General features: G+C 50.1%; 15 protein-coding genes. 8 read left to right on the top strand and 7 right to left on the bottom strand.

Annotation, left to right across the window (positions count from 1 at the left end):
• Positions 1–349: 349 nt before the first annotated feature.
• Complete coding sequence (gene folP, locus ACR6Z4_RS25960) at positions 350–1,225, top strand: dihydropteroate synthase (RefSeq protein WP_479720245.1); 876 nt, start codon at positions 350–352, stop codon at positions 1,223–1,225.
• A gap of 112 nt (positions 1,226–1,337) precedes the next feature.
• Here folP and ACR6Z4_RS25955 read toward each other — a convergent pair whose 3' ends face one another.
• Positions 1,338–2,201, bottom strand: coding sequence for an SPFH domain-containing protein (locus ACR6Z4_RS25955; RefSeq protein ID WP_479720244.1), 864 nt, complete (start codon positions 2,199–2,201; stop codon positions 1,338–1,340).
• Positions 2,202–2,661: 460 nt separating this feature from the next.
• A complete protein-coding gene (locus ACR6Z4_RS25950; RefSeq protein WP_479720258.1) occupies positions 2,662–3,129 on the bottom strand; it encodes an NfeD family protein in 468 nt (155 codons plus the stop codon).
• An 809-nt stretch (positions 3,130–3,938) separates the two neighbouring features.
• On the opposite strand from ACR6Z4_RS25950, the gene ACR6Z4_RS25945 reads away from it, so the two are divergent.
• The 3 genes from ACR6Z4_RS25945 to ACR6Z4_RS25935 all read left to right on the top strand — a co-directional run bounded on the left by ACR6Z4_RS25945 (position 3,939) and on the right by ACR6Z4_RS25935 (position 8,701).
• Positions 3,939–5,552 (top strand): flavin monoamine oxidase family protein, encoded by a 1,614-nt coding sequence (locus ACR6Z4_RS25945; protein WP_479720243.1) that lies wholly within the window; start codon positions 3,939–3,941, stop codon positions 5,550–5,552.
• 147 nt (positions 5,553–5,699) lie between these two features.
• Positions 5,700–6,986: a BMP family lipoprotein gene (locus tag ACR6Z4_RS25940; protein ID WP_479720242.1), complete on the top strand. Its 1,287-nt coding sequence runs from the start codon at positions 5,700–5,702 to the stop codon at positions 6,984–6,986.
• Positions 6,987–7,210: 224 nt separating this feature from the next.
• Positions 7,211–8,701: an ABC transporter ATP-binding protein gene (locus ACR6Z4_RS25935; protein WP_479720241.1), complete on the top strand. Its 1,491-nt coding sequence runs from the start codon at positions 7,211–7,213 to the stop codon at positions 8,699–8,701.
• Positions 8,702–8,926: 225 nt separating this feature from the next.
• Here the strand turns inward: ACR6Z4_RS25935 and ACR6Z4_RS25930 are convergent, their stop codons facing one another.
• Positions 8,927–9,328 carry a four helix bundle protein gene (locus ACR6Z4_RS25930; protein ID WP_479720240.1) on the bottom strand — a complete coding sequence of 134 codons (402 nt, stop codon included), beginning with the start codon at positions 9,326–9,328 and terminating at the stop codon, positions 8,927–8,929.
• A 170-nt stretch (positions 9,329–9,498) separates the two neighbouring features.
• Between ACR6Z4_RS25930 and ACR6Z4_RS25925 the strand changes: the two genes are divergently transcribed.
• Positions 9,499–10,524 (top strand): ABC transporter permease, encoded by a 1,026-nt coding sequence (locus ACR6Z4_RS25925; protein ID WP_479720239.1) that lies wholly within the window; start codon positions 9,499–9,501, stop codon positions 10,522–10,524.
• Positions 10,525–10,724: 200 nt separating this feature from the next.
• Here ACR6Z4_RS25925 and ACR6Z4_RS25920 read toward each other — a convergent pair whose 3' ends face one another.
• Both ACR6Z4_RS25920 and ACR6Z4_RS25915 read right to left on the bottom strand, forming a co-directional pair.
• Positions 10,725–11,063 carry an element excision factor XisI family protein gene (locus ACR6Z4_RS25920; RefSeq protein ID WP_479720238.1) on the bottom strand — a complete coding sequence of 113 codons (339 nt, stop codon included), beginning with the start codon at positions 11,061–11,063 and terminating at the stop codon, positions 10,725–10,727.
• The gene (locus tag ACR6Z4_RS25915; RefSeq protein ID WP_479720237.1) at positions 11,048–11,467 is read right to left on the bottom strand and encodes an element excision factor XisH family protein; all 420 of its coding nucleotides are present in this window, start codon (positions 11,465–11,467) and stop codon (positions 11,048–11,050) included. Before ACR6Z4_RS25915 ends, ACR6Z4_RS25920 begins: the two co-directional genes overlap by 16 nt.
• A 346-nt stretch (positions 11,468–11,813) precedes the next feature.
• Between ACR6Z4_RS25915 and ACR6Z4_RS25910 the strand changes: the two genes are divergently transcribed.
• Positions 11,814–12,194: a Pepco domain-containing protein gene (locus tag ACR6Z4_RS25910; protein WP_479720236.1), complete on the top strand. Its 381-nt coding sequence runs from the start codon at positions 11,814–11,816 to the stop codon at positions 12,192–12,194.
• Positions 12,195–12,361: 167 nt separating this feature from the next.
• A complete protein-coding gene (locus ACR6Z4_RS25905; protein WP_479720235.1) occupies positions 12,362–14,212 on the top strand; it encodes an SUMF1/EgtB/PvdO family nonheme iron enzyme in 1,851 nt (616 codons plus the stop codon).
• Positions 14,213–14,379: 167 nt separating this feature from the next.
• Here ACR6Z4_RS25905 and patD read toward each other — a convergent pair whose 3' ends face one another.
• On the bottom strand, positions 14,380–14,745 hold the full coding sequence (gene patD, locus ACR6Z4_RS25900) for a heterocyst frequency control protein PatD (protein ID WP_479720234.1): 366 nt from the start codon (positions 14,743–14,745) through the stop codon (positions 14,380–14,382).
• An 865-nt stretch (positions 14,746–15,610) separates the two neighbouring features.
• Here patD and ACR6Z4_RS25895 point away from each other — a divergent pair.
• Positions 15,611–17,881 carry a RelA/SpoT family protein gene (locus ACR6Z4_RS25895; RefSeq protein WP_479720233.1) on the top strand — a complete coding sequence of 757 codons (2,271 nt, stop codon included), beginning with the start codon at positions 15,611–15,613 and terminating at the stop codon, positions 17,879–17,881.
• 168 nt (positions 17,882–18,049) lie between these two features.
• Here the strand turns inward: ACR6Z4_RS25895 and dapB are convergent, their stop codons facing one another.
• Positions 18,050–18,877, bottom strand: coding sequence for a 4-hydroxy-tetrahydrodipicolinate reductase (dapB, locus tag ACR6Z4_RS25890; RefSeq protein ID WP_479720232.1), 828 nt, complete (start codon positions 18,875–18,877; stop codon positions 18,050–18,052).
• Between the last annotated feature and the right edge of the window lie 115 nt (positions 18,878–18,992).

Genomic DNA, 18,992 nt, shown 5'->3' with positions numbered 1-18,992 from the left:
GGGTGGGTTGTCCCAAGTATATCCGGCAATTTTTGTGGGTGGGACTTTTTAGCACGGATCTGTGCCCGATCCGCTGCGATGCTCTGGATGGATGATGGGAAGATAGCTATTGGCTATTGGCTATTGGCTAACAGCCAATCTATACATCAGAGGAAGCGTGTGTGGGACTCCGTCCCCATAATGAGGCAAAACCCCCTTAACCCCCACGAGTAGCCTAGATTTGAGGAATTGATATAATGCGATCGCTCATTCATGAATAGCTAACAGCTAATAGCTAATAGCTAATAGCTAATAGCTAACAGCTAACAGCTCAACCCATATGTCATCTGAAGTACTGGATTCATCTGCAATGCCATCGACTGAATTTGCTCCCTGGACTGTGCGAGGTCGTGAGTTTATCTGGGGGCAGCGCACCTATCTCATGGGGGTGTTGAATGTCACGCCCGATAGTTTTAGTGATGGTGGACGCTTTAATACACTGGAAGCGGCGATCGCCCAGGTGCATTACTTAGCAGCGTCGGGAGCCGATATTTTGGATGTGGGTGGGCAGTCTACGCGACCGCAATCAGAGACGATTTCATTGGCAGACGAGTTGGATCGGGTGATTCCAGTGATTCAAGCGATTCGAGCAGGATCGTCCCAATACCCACCATTGGATATCCCCATCTCGATTGATACCACTCGCGCAGATGTGGCACGGCAGGCGATCGCCGCTGGTGCAGATATCGTGAATGATATTTCGGGGGGCACCTTCGAACCGGAGATCTTATCAACCGTTGCAGAATTAGGGGTTCCCGCGATCTTGATGCACATTCGGGGGACACCGAAAACCATGCAACAACTGACCGATTACTCCGATTTGATGGGCGAGATTTGTAGATTTCTCAAAACCCAGGTAGATCAAGCGATCGCCCAGGGTCTGCCCCAATCCCAAATTGCTATTGATCCGGGGATCGGCTTTGCCAAAACCTATGAGCAAAACCTGGAGATTCTCAGACATATTCCTACTTTGCGAGCCCTGGGCTGTCCGGTGTTGATTGGACCCTCGCGCAAAAGCTTTATCGGTCAGATTCTCAATCAGCCTGATCCTCAACAACGGGTCTGGGGAACAGCAGCAGCTTGTTGTGCGGCGATCGCAGGTCAAGCTGATATAGTGCGGGTGCATGATGTTAAAGAAATCCGGGATGCCTGTCAGGTTGCCGATGCCATCTGGCGGATTCCCTAGAAAGAATCATGGGAGGGGAAAGCGTTGCTTTCCCCTCCCATGATTGCAATGTATAGAGACGCGATGAATTTCTGGTCGAGACATGATTCATCGCGTCTTGACTCATTGTCCGTCAGGCTGAAGGAGGAGCCGGTGGGCTACCATTGCCACCATTGACGTCACCCGGATGGTGATATTCGACTTCGGTGATCAATTCATTCAAGCCCTCAGTTAGAGCTTTGGGATCCATGAAGACAATTTTGGAGTTGGTGCTGGCTCCCAAGCGATAGTTGGCATCAACATAACGCTGTGCCACCATGTATTGCAAAATCTGAGCACTATTGGGTTGCGATCGCAATGCTTCAGAAATCATCCGCATCGATTGCACGGTACCTTCGGCTTCTTCGATCGCCGCTTTCTTCTTCCCTTCTGCTTCTAAAATCGCCGCTTTTTTCTTACTTTCTGCCGAACGTTCTTGTTCCAGGGCATCCAGCATCGTCTTGGTGGGGGTAATTTCCTGCACTTCGACCCGCGTCACCTTCACCCCCCAGGTTGCGGTGGCATCATCCAACTGATGCAGCAGGGCATGATTGATCTCACTGCGAGAAGAAAAGGTATCCGCTAGATTCATCTTGCCAATCTCAGACCGCAGCGTTGTGGTGACCAAATTGCTCAGTGCTGAATCGATATCTTCAACGGCATAGTAGGTGCGTTCTAGTTGCAAAATACGCCAATAAACCACCGCATCTACCTTGAGTGACACGTTATCGGACGTGATGGCATCTTTCGGCTCGATGTCTAGCACGCGTTCGCGGGTGGACTCTTCCAGCACAATCGTATCCAGCAAGGGAACGATGAAATTCAAACCTGGCACAAGTTTGCGGTTATATCGTCCCAACCGCTCGACTAATGCTTCCGACCCCTGGTTGATGATTTTTACAGAGCCAACCGTATAACCAATAATAATCAGGGAAAGAGCAATCAGAATAGACTCCATAAATCAATCATCTCCTACGAAGCGGGTGTAGCCAGGGCTAAAGGTTGCACTAGTTTTGCAACCACTGAATGATGCAACATGAGGGATTTGGGAGCGTAGCTCCCACGAGGAGGGCACCCCTCCACCCCCGTCAAAACTTTTAATTTGGTGTACAAGTGTTGCAACCACTGCATGATGCCTATCGTGGGGGTGAGGGTTCAGGTGTACGGGTGATTTTTGAAAAACGACCTACACCTGTGAACTATAACCGGGGAGGCAGGGCTATGCCCAGGAGGGGGTTCATTTCCCTGCGGGGGAACCTTTAGGGGGTTCTCTGTACAACTGATCGTAAATAGAGGTGGACATTCGGGGTACAGGGGTGGAACCCCTGTCTGGGGGCACAGTTCTATACGCCCGTTGCTTACCCAACCCTGATTTGCGATCAGTTTCAATTGCCAATAGGTAATCAGTTGATTCCAATCTACAGTTTGCGATCGAAAATGTCTTCTTCTCCCTCTTCTGGAAAACTAACAGGCAATACCGTTAGCGTGTTTCCTTGACGACCCACCACATGCACAATCTGCCCTTTCTCAATACTGATATCAGAAATTTGACAGCGGGCTGACCAGAATGACCCTTCATAGGAAACTTCGCCAACACCTCCTTTGGGAATGGCTTGAGACACTTCGGCTTCGACCGCAGGCAAAAGGTCTTTTGATTCCCGTGGAACTAACCCTCTAAATATTACTGCGAGAGCAACGGAAAGGATGCCCCAAATCAGTAGTTGAATTCCTAAACTTTTAACGCTAAACGAGGCGATCGCCGTGATAATTGCCGAAATTCCCAATGCAGAGAGGGTGGGATCAACAATTAACATCCCAATTGCCAAACAGCTGACTCCACCGACCAGCCACAAAACGTGAGCAGGTTGACTTGTTAATAAATGCATCAAATCCACGACAAAACCCCAATACCAAAGCAATGTGTTGGAAATGTGTTTGTCTTGAAGCAAGTGGAGACGCGAAAGGGCTGACTCGACATGGCTAGACGCACACCTAATAAAAAGTAACTATTATACCTACAGTGTACAGAGTAGAGTTTAAGGTTGCTGATGAGACTTTAGCAGAGGGTGGCAAAGCGATCGGTTGGCATCTTAGGATCGTGAAGTAAATAAGATCGAATATTGGATCGTTTGGAGGGGCGAACGGCCGTTCGCCCGTACAACAAATCATCGGAGTTATTTAATTCCCATTCCTTAGGCTCACACTCTCTTGGGTCAGCAAAACTTTCCCGCCGGGTAATACCGTTTTTGTGTGAGGCTGCGCCGTCCCCCTTGCCAAGGGGACTACAGAGGGTCATAGGTTTGGTGCATCTTCATAAAAAATTGGTGTGAGTGGACGTTAGGGAGATCGGCAGTCGTTTGCTAGCCATTGAGAGACTGGATTAAACAGGCTTTAAACCTTAAATTTAAAGCCCTGAACGGCTGGCTGCGCGGGCAACACAGGGTTCTAGGATATGATGTCTATTATTACCTGTCGGCTTAAAAAGCGTTAGCCTGGGTTTGGGAGAACTGAGGATCAGAGATTTAATAAAACCGAATTTTGGTTAAGAAAGTGACGGCGGAGCCGTCGTTCTCTTAACCAAAATTCCAGATTCGTGAATCGATACCCCTGAGTTTTCCTAAAGAAATTTGGTTTATTTTGTATGGCTAAATCAGCCTTAATCAATCTGCTCCATCGGGCTTATCACAGGGCTCGAATGTCAACACAATACAATATTCCTTCGACAGATGTTGAAGGATTGCTACATCAGTCCATGTCTCGTCGCCGCACGCTTCAGGCCGGTGCTTTTTTAATCGGGACTTTGGGATTACCCGACGCCACCCGTGCGATCGCCACCCTTCCAGCCTCAGATTATCCCGATCATCCCGATCCATCTGACCGTTTCGATTCCAGTCGATCTGATCGCAAAGTCTTAATTGTTGGGGCAGGCATTGCCGGATTGACGGCTGCCTATCGCTTGCGTCAGGCGGGTGTGGCAGTCGATGTGGTAGAAAGCAGCCACCGCACGGGTGGACGGTTGGTCAGTTTCAACGATCTATCCAACATTCCCGGCACGGTGGAATTGGGTGGTGAATTTATTGATACGCGCCATCGAGCCGTGCGATCGCTGGCGACAGAACTGGGTCTAAAGCTGATGGATCTAAGAGCTGCCGATGCCGGATTAGAACCAGAGGTGCTTTATTTTCAGGGTAATAAGCTGAGCCACGCTCAGGTGATCGAACGCTTTTCACCCCTGGCAGACCGGATTGCTGCCGACTTACTAACCCTGAGTGGACGCGACACCACCTACCAGTTTGCCAGTCCCTTTGCCCGTAAGCTTGACCGGCTTTCGTTAGCCGAATATCTCGACCAGGCAGCGGCTGATCCCGTCATCAGTCAACTGGTCAAGGTTGCCTATGTGACGGAATTTGGACGAGATGCCGACGAACAGACCTGCTTAAATATGTTGTTTTTGATTGGCAAGCAGGTGGGGCAATGGAGCACCTATGGGGTCAGCGATGAACGCTGGCATGTGCTGGGGGGCAACGAGCGGATTGCCCAAACACTGGCAGATAAAATTGGCGATCGCATTGAGTTTGGCATGGATCTGGAGTCCATTCGCTCGACGCCTGCGGGTCGCTATCGGGTCAGTTTCCGTCAGGTTTCTAACAGCATCGAACGCACCTATGAACGGATTCTGTTGACTGTGCCCTTTAGTGTGTTGCGCTATATCGAGTTAGCCGTTGACCTACCCCCTGCCAAACAACAGGCGATCGCCCAACTCGGGTATGGCACCTGTTCTAAACTGGCAACGCCTTATCACCAAAAGATCTGGCGCGATCGCTACCAATCCACCATCTCGGTCTATACCGATCTAGACTTTCAAAATACCTGGGAAAGTGCCCGCTATTCTCCCGGCCCTGGTGGCTGGGTCACCAATTTGCGCGGGGGCAAACAGGGCATTGCCTTGGGCTATGGCTATCCCGACACCCACGCCGAACAATTTACCCAAGACCTGGACGGCATTTTCCCCGGCATCGGTGCGATCAATCGAGGGGCAGCCCTACGGTTTGACTGGGCTTCAGATCCGCATTTTTTAGGGTCTTACTCGTGCTACAAACCCGGACAATGGACACAGTTTGGCGGTGCCGAAGGAGAACGGGTCGGCAACCTCTGGTTTGCCGGAGAACACTGTGCCTTTGAGTCGCAAGGCTATATGAATGGGGCTTGCGAAACCGCAGAACTGGCTGCCCTCAGCATTCTGGAAGATATGGGACTGAATGCCAGCGCGACCCAACAACGCAGCCGCATCAAAACCTTTACTGCTTAAAGACGTTGAGCAAATTGTTAGATAAGATACATTTTTGCACAGGCGATCGCTTTAAGTTTTCAGGGGACGGGCATGAGAGTCGATCCGAAGAGTTGCTGAAACGTCCGTGTCAGCCTATCGATCCAGTTTGACTTTGTTGAATACATTATGAGTTTTTTTACTGAACGGTCTAAGGGTTCTTTGCTATCTCAAGTGCGATCGCTGTTTCGCCGCTATTGGCAGGTGACGGCATTATTCATGGCAACGGTCGGGTTAATGGTCGGGTGTGGCAGTCAACCCCCAACCGAGTCGCCCAGTGCCGCTGAATCGCCCAGCGCCGCCGCAGGTGAAGAGTTCACCGTAGGTATGGTGTTGGTGGGTCCCAAAAATGATGCCGGATGGAACCAGGCTCATTATGATGGCATGGAAGAAGTCGTCGCTAAAATGCCGGGATTGAAGTTTGAATACATTGATAAGGTGAATCCGGGCGATCGCCCCAATGTCACGGGCGCGCAAGTGGCAGATGACTTGATTGCCAAGGGCGCTAAGTTGGTCATCTTTAATTCCGACGACTTTAAGGATGATGCACTGGAAGCAGCGAAAAAGCATCCCGATACCCCCGTCATTCATGTGTCTGGCGACTATGCCTGGAAGGAAGGGCAAAACTATAAAAACCAGCCCAACCTGGGCAACATCATGGCACGGATGGAGTACGGCAAAATGCTGGCTGGCTGTGCAGCCGCGTTGGGTACCGAAACTGGAAAAATCGGCTACCTGGGACCTCTGATCAATGATGAAACCCGCCGCTATGTTTCTGCCGCTTACCTGGGTGCAAAGTATTGCTGGGAAACCTATCGCCAAAAAAGTGCAGATGAATTGGACTTTAAAGTCACCTGGATTGGCTTCTGGTTCAACATCCCCGGTAAAACCCTGGATCCCACCAAAGTTGCCGATGACTATTACAACGGCGGCTATGACGTCGTCATGTCTGGCATTGACACCCCCGAAGCTGCCGTACAAGCGAAGAAAGCCGCTGAAGCCGGAAAGCCTGTGAAGTATGTTCACTATGACTTCAAGGGCGGGTGTGAGCTGGCTCCTGATATTTGTTTAGGGGTACCCTATTACAATTGGGCATTGCCTTACTCCAATACGATTCAAGCCGTGATGCAGGGCAAAATGCCCAGCGAGTTCATCTGGGACGGTCCCAATTGGAGCGACATCAACAATCCCGATACTTCAATTCTGGGCTTCTTACCCGGAGATGCTTTGGGTGACAACAAGACGTACATTGACGAACTGATCAAAGGCATGGGGGATGGCAGCATCAACCTCTACAAGGGACCAATCAACTTTCAGGATGGTACTGTCTTCGTCAAAGACGGCGAAGCCGCCACCGATCAACAGATCTGGTATATGCCACAATTGCTAGAAGGCATGGAAGGGTCGAGTTCGTAGAGATGCGGCCAATCGCGTCTTACCCCAAAAATGACCGATTCATCGCGCTTTTTTGCCAAAATTGATGGATCAAGCGTCTGGAGACGCAATTCATCGCGTCTCTACTTCAAATTTGATCGATGAATTGTGCCCTTATCCCGAATTTGACTGATGAATCGCACCTTTATCCCCATTGATCATTAACCCTTGTGTGTAGCACGTCTTCGTAGGATATCTCCCAATTCATGAAAGTCGAGTTAATCAACATATCCAAACGCTTTGGTGCAGTTCAGGCGAATGAAGATATTTCGCTAACGGTTGAAGCAGGCAGCATTCATGGATTACTGGGGGAGAATGGGGCAGGAAAAAGTACCCTGGTTAAAATTCTCAGCGGCTTCATCAGTCGCGATCGCGGCACTATTTTATTAGATGGACAAGCCGTCGAGATCAAAACACCCGCCGATGCCATGCGTCTGGGGATTGGTATGTTGCACCAAGACCCACTCGACTTTCCGCCCCTGTCGGTGTTGGATAACTTCATGGTGGGGAGACCGGGCGGGCGGTTGATCAATCGGCAACGGGTGATGCGAGAATTCAGTGTTCTGGCAGATCAGTTTAGTTTTGACCTGGATATTCATGCACCCGTTGGCAGCCTCACCGTCGGGGAACGGCAGCAAGTAGAAATTCTGCGGCTCCTGTCGTTGGGGGTGAGTACGTTGATTTTGGACGAGCCGACTACGGGGATTTCTGCGGCTCAAAAACACGCGTTATTTGCTGCCGCTCGCAAACTGGCAGACCAGGGTAAATCTGTCATTTTTGTCTCCCATAAGTTAGAAGACGTCAACGACCTGTGCGATCGCGTTACCGTTCTGCGCCACGGCTACCTCGTCGGACAATTACCGATTCCTTGTTCTGAACAAAAACTGATTGAACTGATCTTTGGTCAAGCCCTGGCACCCCCGATCAAACCCCAAACCCGCCAGGATGCCGTCATGCTGCACCTGGAAAATGTCACCCTGAGTGGCGATCGCCTGACGATTTCTGTCCCTCAGCTCATTGCCCATCAAGGTGAAGTGATCGGGCTAGCGGGATTAGAAGGCAGCGGACAACAGCTTTTATTGCAGCTTTGTGCCGGATTGGTGTCTACTTCAACGGGTAGCATTCACATTAACGGCAACGCCATGACCCGTCAGCCCTACGCCGCCTATCTAGACGCCGGAATCGGCTATTCCCCTGCCGATCGCCTGCGCGAAGGATTGATCAGAGGTCTATCAATTCAGGAACACGTTGCCCTCAAAACTCCCACCCAAGGCTGGCTGATTGATTGGCAAGATACCCTGGTTAAAACCCAACAGGCGATCGCCCTATTCAACATTCGGGGCAAACCCACTACCACCGTTGAACAACTCTCTGGCGGTAACCAGCAACGCACCCAACTGGCACTCCTGCCCGTACCCCTGAATCTACTGCTGATGGAACATCCCACCCGTGGACTGGATATTGGCTCTACCCTCTGGGTCTGGCAACAACTGATTGCCCGCTGTCAGGGAGGCACCACCATCCTGTTTACCTCCTCCGACCTGGACGAAATTATGCAATACAGCGATCGCATTCTGGTGTTTAGCGGCGGTCAAGTTTCTGCCCCAATCGATGCCGCAGAGTTAACCGTCGATCGACTCGGACAGATGATTGGTGGCAGGTTTGATGCGCAACAGCCATCTTTAGTTAAGGGATGAGGGGATAGAGGGATGGAGGGATAGAGGGATGAAGGGATGAGGGGGATGAGGGGATGGAGAGATAAAGGGATAAAGGGATGAAGGGATGGAGGGATGGAGGGATGGAGGGATGGAGGGATGAGGGGATGGAGGGTGTTTTGTATTGAATCTTTCTACCGCATCTTTACCTCTTCATCCCTTCACCTCTTCACTCTCCACCCTTTACCCCTTCCCCTCCCTATCCCTTCACTTTCTAGCCTTGCTATTCGGAACAACCCATTTCTCAGAGTGATTAATGAGTTTGACTAACATTCCCAGAACACAATCGTAGGTTTTATGGAGTTCTGCGCCCGTTTCAGCATTTAAGTATGAGCATCTCACTGCAAACGATAGCCAAGTTTGAGTTTCTGCGGCTTCGGCTGCTGAGTCACTCAGCTTTGAGACAAAAGCTGATTCATAGAGTCGCTTTCGCCATGCTTCCGCCAAATTTGCACAAACAGATCGAGATGAACGTCGGATTTGGTCGGTTAAAGCATATCGTTCTTCTACCGGAAATCGTTTGGATAATTCGAAGATACGCATCGCTGATTCAAACGCAACTTGATAAACTTCTAAATCTGTATGATTCCGCACCAACCCCTGATTCATCACCCTGCTCCCGAAACCCTTTACTAATCTAAAATGCCCACATCCTAAACAACTCCCCCCTACCCCTTTAAATTTTTCTCTCCCCCTCTACTCCTTCACCCTTCACCCTTCATCCCTCTACCCCTTCACCCTTCACCCTTCACCCTTCACCCCCTTCACCCCTTTCCCTCATGCCACGCTCCCTTTACTACCAAACGGGTTCCCTGATTCTTTCTTTGATCTTCATCGCCAGTATCATTCTTCTCGTCGGTGGGTCGCCGTGGGATGTGATGACGAATATGACCTGGGGGGCATTTGGGACAGCCGATCAACTCTCGCGGGTGGTGGCGACGCTGGCTCCGTTGTTGCTCTGTGCTAGTGGCTTGATTTATACCTTTACCGCAGGGCTATATAACCTGGGAATCGAGGGACAGATTGTATTTGGGGCGATCGCTGCTATGGTTCCCATCCGTCTGTTTCAAGAGGCATTACCACCTGTATTCGTGGTGATGTTGGCGATCGCGGCGGGTGCATTAGGTGGCTTGCTCTGGGGCTTGCTGGCAGGTTTCCTCAAAGTGTTTGGACGGATTGATGAAATCTTTGCTGGAATTGGTTTGAACTTTGTTGCCGATGGTCTAGCCCTGTATTTGATCCTGGGGCCCTGGAAAAAGCCAGGAGTTGCCTCCATGAGTGGTACCGACCAGATTCATGAAGCCCTCTGGTTGCCGACCTTTGGTAATACTGAAGCTAGTCCGATTGCTCTGGCGATCGCCCTGATTGCTCTGATTCTTACCCTGGTTATTTTACGCGGCACTCCCTTTGGCTTAAAACTCCGAGCCGTGGGGCACAATCTCCGGGCTGCCTATATTTTGGGGATTCCCTCGACCCAGCATTTGCTCAGTGCCTTTGCCATCTGTGGCGGCTTGGCAGGCATTGCCGGATCGCTGCAAGTGTTAACCACGTTTCATCGTCTGATTCCCAGTATTTCTAGCAACCTGGGTTATTTGGCATTACTGATTGCCATGCTGGCAGGTACCAATATTGGGTTGCTATTACCGATCGCCTTTTTCTTTAGCGCCCTCAACATCGGCAGTCTGCAACTACCCCTCTCACTCAACATGGAATCATCGCTTTCCGGCGTCATTCAAGGCACTCTGGTTCTGTTTGCTTTATTTGCTCGTGGTTTTAGCGATCGCTTTAAACAGGAAAAAGAATAAAACCCATCGTGTAAACCATTCACTCCAGATCCCCGACATCTGGTAACGATCTTGAAAGAGGGGCGATCGCATTCTCATCAGTAAGCGATCGCATAACGTTGCCCATCACTCGCTGCAAATAACCTCGAACTCTAACAGATAAACCCTAACGGTCGGCGTCCATTGGCTTGTTATGCCGCCGCGATCGCCACCTTTGCTAATCAAGCCACTGCAAAGCCTGTATGCTGTCGTATTTTGGGATGACGAAAACCTAATACAATGTCTTCTCTAGACACCCCTGCTTGCATTAAATCTGTCGCTACCCCTTCTTCAGTATCATCGTATTGCACCCAAACCTTATCACCAATCAAGCTGATGTGGATTGGGGTCGCATGGAGGTAACGATCGCCATTCCAGCCCATGTCTAGAACCAAATACTGCCCTCGTTCATCATCAAAGATGGGTTGAGATGTGTAGCCATCAGGCAACGTAGCACGATAATCAGCGTGATTTTGCAGAACGCTCTTAATAATGTTTTGGTATTTTAATCGGGTATCCATTGCACAATCGCCTCACTTTCATCATCAAAGACAATTAACTTGACCACCTGATTTTTGAGTAAGACCTGCCCTAATTCTATAGTGAACACGTTGTTAAAGGTTGGTTGCGTTACCGCTAGATAAAGATTGCGCTCAATGCCCATTTCATTGAGGATTTGACGATACAAAACATACTGCCCCAGCGCCTGTTCTAAATCTTTGACATCAGACTGCCCTACAAAGCTTTTCACTTCAACAATGATTCTTTGCAATCCCCTTTCGGCGCTAATCAGGCGCTCTGCACCTAAATCAGCCGACAAACGCTTTTTACCAATCTGAAGCGGAAATGGATCATGCGTAATTGTCCATCCGCCTTTTTGTAAGGCGCGCTTCACAGTGTTGTGGTAAATGTCTTTGGCTGGCACAGGGTATCGGAATAAATGGGACTGTTGCTGCCAGTATATAGCGGCTACTGTTGCTTTTGATACCAAAAGATAAGCTTCAAGTACGTCCCCACCGACGACCAAGCGGCATAACGACCCTAGTCAGCGGACGCAGATAACCTCTCGCACTTACAAATAACCTCTCGGCGGGGTGTGCATGGGCATTGTTCGACTACGATCGCTTGCTTCAAGCATGATCATGGTGCGTTCCCAAAAATCTATCAGTGCAGTAGCAAGAGTTGCATTGAGGAACGCACCCTACACGATCGACTACAAGATCGGCGATCGCACTTAAGTTTGGTTTTACGCTTCACCAGACGTTATCATCGTGCTAATCCTCTCGCCCCAGCCGATTATGCCCGAAGACTATATTGTGATTGTCACCGATGAACCCGATGAATTGCCTGAATCATCCAGACCCAAGGGATGGGGTGAAGAAGTGCAAAAACGTATCTCTAATCTGAGAGAAGTCAGGTTGCCCGTCTCTCAGTTAGAGCAAAACATGAATCAATTTTTACAATTGATCGGACGCTTGTTTAAACAGGTAGATCAACAGATCGGGTCTGAGTCGGACATGAAACTGGATGAAGTCGAGCTATCGGTAGAAATCAGCGGTGAAGGCGAAGTGAAACTGGTCGCCGGTGGCAAAGCCGCTGGCAAAGGAGCAATTACCCTGAAATTTACCCGATCGGATGGAAAGAACTTGTAAGGTAGGCATCACCCCCTACAATAAATATTCACTGACAGATTTTGTGTTTTGCCGATTAAACCGTAGGGGTGACGCATTCGGATCAGCCGTGAGCGCAGTGTTTGAGTGCCTTTATGCCGAATGCTTCACCCCTACAGAACCTGACCTGACCTGATCCAAAAAACAAGATGGCAAAGAATTGGGCGATCGCCATTGGCATTAATCAATATCGATTTTTGCAACCGCTGCAATATGCCAAGCGGGATGCCGAAGCCATGCATCAGTTTCTCAACCAGGATGCCAAATTCGATCGCATCTTTTTATTTACCGACGACTCTCCGCCCATTGGCGACAAAACTACCGAGCCATTTCGCAATAACCTGCTGCGCGTCTTCCGCCAGATCTTTAAAGATCCCTTTATGGGAGATGGCGATAACTTCTGGTTTTTCTTCAGTGGGCATGGCATCCGCCACAACGAGCAAGACTATCTGATGCCGTTGGATGGCGACCCAGAAGATGTCGAAAGCACGGGCATTCCCACCAATACCATAACCAAACATCTGCGTAGTTGTGGAGCCGATAATGTGGTGATGATGTTAGATGCCTGTCGCAGTAGTGGCACTAAAAGCGGACAAGGTATCGGCAGTCAAACGGCTCAACAAGGCAAACAAACCGGGGTAATCAGTATCTTTTCCTGTAGCCCCCACCAATACTCCTATGAAATTGCAGACCTTCAGCAAGGTGCGTTTACCAAGGCCCTGCTGGAAGGACTGGGTATCCAGGGAAGATGCGCCACCGTCGAACGCCTCAACCAATATCTGGAACGTCGAGTCCCCGAAATTGTCAGCACCTACCACAGCAATGTCCGCCAAACCCCCTATATCATTGCCGAACCCATCATCAAATCACACCTGATTTTGATGCCGCAACACACCGCCCTCCACGATGTTGTGACGCTCAAACTCGATGCCTATGCTGCCGAAACCCAACGCGATTTCAGCTTGGCAAAACAACTATGGATTCGAGTGCTAACCGTTTCTCTCGGAGATATGGATGCGATCGCTGCCATTGAACGCCTTGCCCAGGGACGAATGACGCAACCCCCCGTTTCCCAACCATCTCCCAGTCCCGTTTCACCGACATCATCGAGTCGTGGCAATTCCCCAGTTGCTGCCCCAACACCGATTGCAACACCCTCTAAACTCACCGTCCCAACTTTTGAGTTTGAAGTTGTCACAGTCAATGCCAAAGGAACCATCACCGATCGCCGCTCTAGTCGCGCAGAGTATCTCGTTGAAGAACTGGGCAACGGCATCAACCTGGAAATGGTCGCCATCCCCGGTGGCAGTTTTCAAATGGGATCTATAGAAGAGAACGATGAACAGCCGATTCATACGGTTAACGTTTCGCCCTTTTTCATGGGCAAGTATCCGGTGACACAGGCACAGTGGAGAGCGATCGCCACTCTCCCCAAAATCAACCACGATCTCAATCCTGATCCTGCAAACTTTAAAGGAAGCGATCGTCCAGTTGAAACAGTTTCTTGGCATGAAGCCGTAGAATTTTGCGATCGCCTCTCTCAAGAAACAGGCAAACCCTACCGTTTGCCCAGCGAAGCCGAATGGGAATATGCCTGTCGTGCTGGCACCACCACCCCATTTCATTTTGGCGAAACCATCACCACTGACCTGGCAAACTATAACGGTAACTATACTTACGGCTCTAGTTCCAAGGGAGGCTATCGAGGAAAAACCACACCTGTCGGTAGTTTTAAAGTTGCCAATGCCTTTGGCTTGTTTGACATGCATGGCAATGTCTGGGAGTGGTGCGCCGATTACTGGCATAGCACTTATCGAGGCGCGCCGAGCGATGGCAGCGATTGGATCAGTGATGGAGACAATGAATATCGCATAAGCCGCGGCGGTTCTTGGAGCGTTGATTCCAGGTATTGTCGGTCTGCCACGCGCGACCACGACCGCCCCGACGGCTGGTACTATAGCTATGGTTTTCGAGTCGTCTGTAGTGCTCCGAGAACTTGAGTCGCCCGTTCGACTGAGCGCTCACGGCAAAGCCTCTGCTCTTTTGCCCTCTTGCGCTTTTCTCTGCTTCTCTTTACCCTGCGCGAAGCGCTAAAAATTTTTTGAGATTTCACCCACTCCAGATTCCCGGCATTTGCGAGATGCCGGGAATCTGCAATGCTAACCATCTAATCATCTGACCCCAACACCGCGTCACAATAACTCAGCAATAACCGAATCCGATCGCCCATTTGGGCTTGCCGCTGTTGTGTCGTGACCGCTTTACGAGCCGCTTGCAAAAACATGACATCGGTTGCTACTAAGCGCAGTTGTTTACTGATTTCGGTCTGGATCGATTGCAGTTGAGCGGCGATCGCAGGGTCTAAGCCGTTGCCATCCAAACTGACAATCTGCATCTGAAAAATTTGTTGCGCCTCTAAAAACGCAGATTGCAGCGAAATGGTATCGGGATTTGCCTGGGTGGCTTGCCGTTGCAATAGCTGAAGCGATCGCTGAAAGGCTTGATAAGTCTGGCAATACGGTTCTGAGAGCATCACAGCACAACAGAATGCAGCATCCTAAATTCTAAGGCTAATACCGTTTTTATATAAGGCTGCGCCTGATTTACCCCCGGCTGTCGCCGTCCCCCTTGCCAAGGGGGACTACAGGGGGTCATCGATTTGGCTCGTCTTCATCAAAAATTGGTATAACACGCGATCGCTAACAGCACATCGCTGCTAACTAATTTTGTCGAACTCTTCATTTCTGTAGCAAAATGTAATATAAAGGGAATCTTATCGTCTGGTTATGAACGACCCGTTCGCGGCGCAGACCTTAAAGCAACATGTGAATTTAACCTGATTTGTGTCTGGTCTGAGAAAATTAACATTAACTTTTGCGGGTTGTGGGTGTTCCAATCTGGGGTAATCCTAAAAATAATGGTTTTTTGTGGCGCGGGCGTCGCCCGCGCCACAAAAAACCATTAGCTGAATACCACCACCCAATCTAGTTTTGATCGCGATCGCCCCATAATTTAGCTCAAGGTGCAACGGCAACACTCCTAAGATTAGGGGCACCCCCTGCTACCTGTTTTGTCTTAATTTCTGGGGCGATCGCTATCCCATTAATGCTTTCAATTCTGACAATAGCGGAGTCATCAGGAACTGTCCCTGCTTGCAGGACAGACGGTTCTCCAAATTTTTCTATTGGATCAAGAATTTGAATCAGTCAGGCAGATTGAAGACCAGCGTCAACTCAAAAGTTTTTTAAACTAACTCATCTTTTATTAAAGCAATATCTCTATTCCTGTTAGATGTTGCCAGATTCTGATTATTTGTATCCTGTGATACACAGAATGCCGTAGAATCGGCAAACATATCTATACTCCGGGTCATCTTCAAGTTTCCTTAGTGTGGCAGTATGAACGTGATCGCCCCTTCCTCTCCCATTCCGGCTGATTTGACCTTACCCGCCTGGTTGCGGGACTGTTTGATTACCCATCGATCGCCGATGGTTTGTGAAACCACAGATGTCCAATCAGAAACGAATCTGGTGTGTCGAGCCTTTGAGTTTGCCTATTGTTTGCATGAAGGGCAAATGCGGGCATCGGGCGAACCTTATATTTTTCATCCCATCGCTGTTGCCGGGTTAATTCGCGATCTGGGTGGCAGTGGGGCAATGATTGCCGCAGGCTTTCTCCACGATGTGGTCGAAGATACGGAGGTCACACCCGACGAAATTGAGCAACGATTTGGTCTGGAGGTGCGGCGGCTGGTCGAAGGCGTCACCAAACTTTCTAAGTTTAACTTCTCCAGCAAAACCGAGCGTCAGGCAGAAAATTTTCGCCGCATGTTTCTGGCAATGGCGCAAGACATTCGCGTGATTGTGGTAAAACTGGCAGACCGTTTGCACAATATGCGGACGCTGGAATATTTGCAGGATGATAAACGCCGCCGCATTGCCCAGGAAACCATGGATATCTTTGCACCCCTGGCAAATCGCCTGGGGATCGGGCGATTTAAGTGGGAATTGGAAGATCTGTCGTTCAAATACCTGGAACCCGATGCTTATCGCCAGATGCAACAACTGGTCAGCGATAAGCGGGGCGATCGCGAAGATCGGCTGAAGCAAGTCACCGAGATCTTAAAATATCGCCTGGAGCGATTGGGGATCAAGCCTGCTGACATTAGCGGTCGCCCCAAGCATCTCTATGGCATCTACCAAAAAATGCAGCGACAGCAAAAAGGATTTCATGAAATCTACGACATCGCTGCTGTTCGCATCATCGTCAATTCTAATGACGAATGTTATCGGGCGCTTGCCGTAGTGCATGATGCCTTTCGTCCGATTCCGGGGCGCTTCAAAGACTACATTGGCTTACCCAAACCCAACCGCTACCAATCCCTCCATACCGTTGTCATCGGCACCTCTGGACGACCGATTGAAGTGCAAATCCGCACGGTGGAAATGCATCACATTGCCGAATACGGGATTGCCGCTCACTGGAAATATAAAGAAGTGGGCAGTTCTAACGCCAGAGTCAGCAATGACGAAGAAAAATTTACCTGGCTGCGGCAACTCCTCGATTGGCAAAGCGAATTTAAGGACGCCCAGGAATACCTGGAAAATATCAAAGACAATCTGTTTGATGATGAAGTCTATGTGTTCACCCCCAATGGCGACGTCATTTCGCTCAGCCGGGGGGCAACGCCGGTCGATTTTGCTTATCGCATTCATACCGAGGTGGGCAACCACTGCGCCGGAGCCAGGGTGAATGAGCGGATTGTGACGTTAGACACCTCGTTGCAAAATGGCGACATTGTTGAAATCATCACCCAGAAAAGTGCCCACCCCAGCCTGGACTGGTTGAATTTTGTGGTCACGTCGGGTGCCAAAAACCGGATTCGGCAATGGTATAAGCGATCGCATCGCGACGAAAATGTGGCTCGCGGTCGCGATATGTTGGAAAAAGAATTGGGCAAAAAAGGCTTTGAAGCCTTGCTCAAGTCGGAGCCTGTGCAAACGGTTGCAGAACGATGTAACTACCACACGGTAGAAGATTTGCTGGCAGCGTTGGGCTATGGCGAAGTCACGTTGAATTTAGTGCTTAATCGGGTGCGCGAAGCGATCAAAGCCCAGCAACCGATCGCCCCTGCGACTGACTCTCCAACCACTGCCCTGCTTCTGGCAACCCCCACACCCTCTCCACGCCCCCAAGCCAAAATCTCGGGATCACCGATTGCTGGTGTCGAAGGTCTTTTGTATAACCTGGCAGGCTGTTGTAGCCCGGTACCAGGTGAATCGATTATTGGCGTAGTTACCCTCGGCAGTCGGGGGATCACGATCCATCGGCAGGGCTGTAGCAATACCGAAACCATCCCCGGCGATCGCCTGATCCCCGTTAGCTGGAATACCCCTGAGAAGAACAACAGCCGTTGCCAAACCTACCCGATCCAGATTCAAATTGAAGTGATCGATCGCGTTGGTGTGCTGAAAGATATCCTGTCTCGTTTGACCGACTACAACATTAACGTTCGCAGCGCTCAAGTCAAAACATTCCCAGGGCAAACAGCCGTGATCGATTTAGTCATCGACATTCTCGATGCCAACCAGCTCGATCGCACCTTCACCCAGATTCGCAAGATGACCGATGTCCTCAATCTTCGTCGCGTCAGCCAGGTAGATGGCTGATCCCCACGGTCAACGCAGTTCTTCAGTCCAGAAACGGTGTTGTGGGGCGCTTCGCGCCCCACAACACCGCACTGAATCAATCCGCACGGCGCTATATAGCAACCATAGGGTTAAGACAGGGTGCAGGGGTTCCACCCCTGCACCCTGTCCTGATTAACCATTCAATTGCTATAACAATTTCTCTAAACCATAGACCAACGACTGCAATCCCAACACTTTGCGAATCGTCAGCAACACTCCCGGCATATAACATGCCCGATCGGTTGTGTCGTGTCGCAGGGTATAGATCTGTCCGGCAGCCCCAAAAATCACTTCCTGGTGGGCAATCATGCCCGGTAAGCGAACGCTATGAATGCGAATGCCATCCTGGGTAAGTCCGCCGCGTGAACCTGGCAACTTTTCGGTTTCTTTGACCTGGGGTGGATTGAACGACTTACCAAATTCTTCTAACAACTGCGCTGTTTGTAAGGCAGTACCGCTGGGTGCATCGGCTTTTTGGTTGTGGTGCAGTTCGATAATTTCCACGTGGTCAAAATATTGAGACGCCTGGGCAGCCGCCTGCTGAAGCAGCACCATGCCAATCGAGAAATTGGGCATAATGGCGCAGCCAATGCTAGCTTTTTCGGCAAATTCTGCCAGATCTTGCAACTGTTCGGAACTCAACCCCGTCGTGCCGACAACAGGACGCACCCCATAGGCGATCGCCGATCGGACATTGTCATACACCGAGTCGGGATGAGTAAAATCGACCATGACTGCCAGTTGTTTTTCCTGGGCTGCCATTACTAACATTGCCTGAAGATCATTAATCACCGGCACTTCCAGCGCCCCACACCCAATAATTTCACCAATATCTTGACCGTTATAGGCGGGGTCGCGATCAATTGCTCCCACGAGCGTCATATCGGGGGCTTGGGCGATCGCTTTTACGACCTCACGTCCCATCTTACCGACCGCACCATTGACCACTACTGGGATTGGAGCCTGATTCGTCATTGTTTATTCACCTTTGTCATAGCGCTACTGGCAGTCCTTAAGATACAGCCATCCTTCCGACTATGGCACAATGAGAAACAGTCTTGTATGAAAAATACGCAGGCTGATCCATCGC

The organism is Calyptranema fuscum S582 (assembly GCF_055793305.1).
This window is presented reverse-complemented; position numbering and strand designations above follow the sequence as displayed.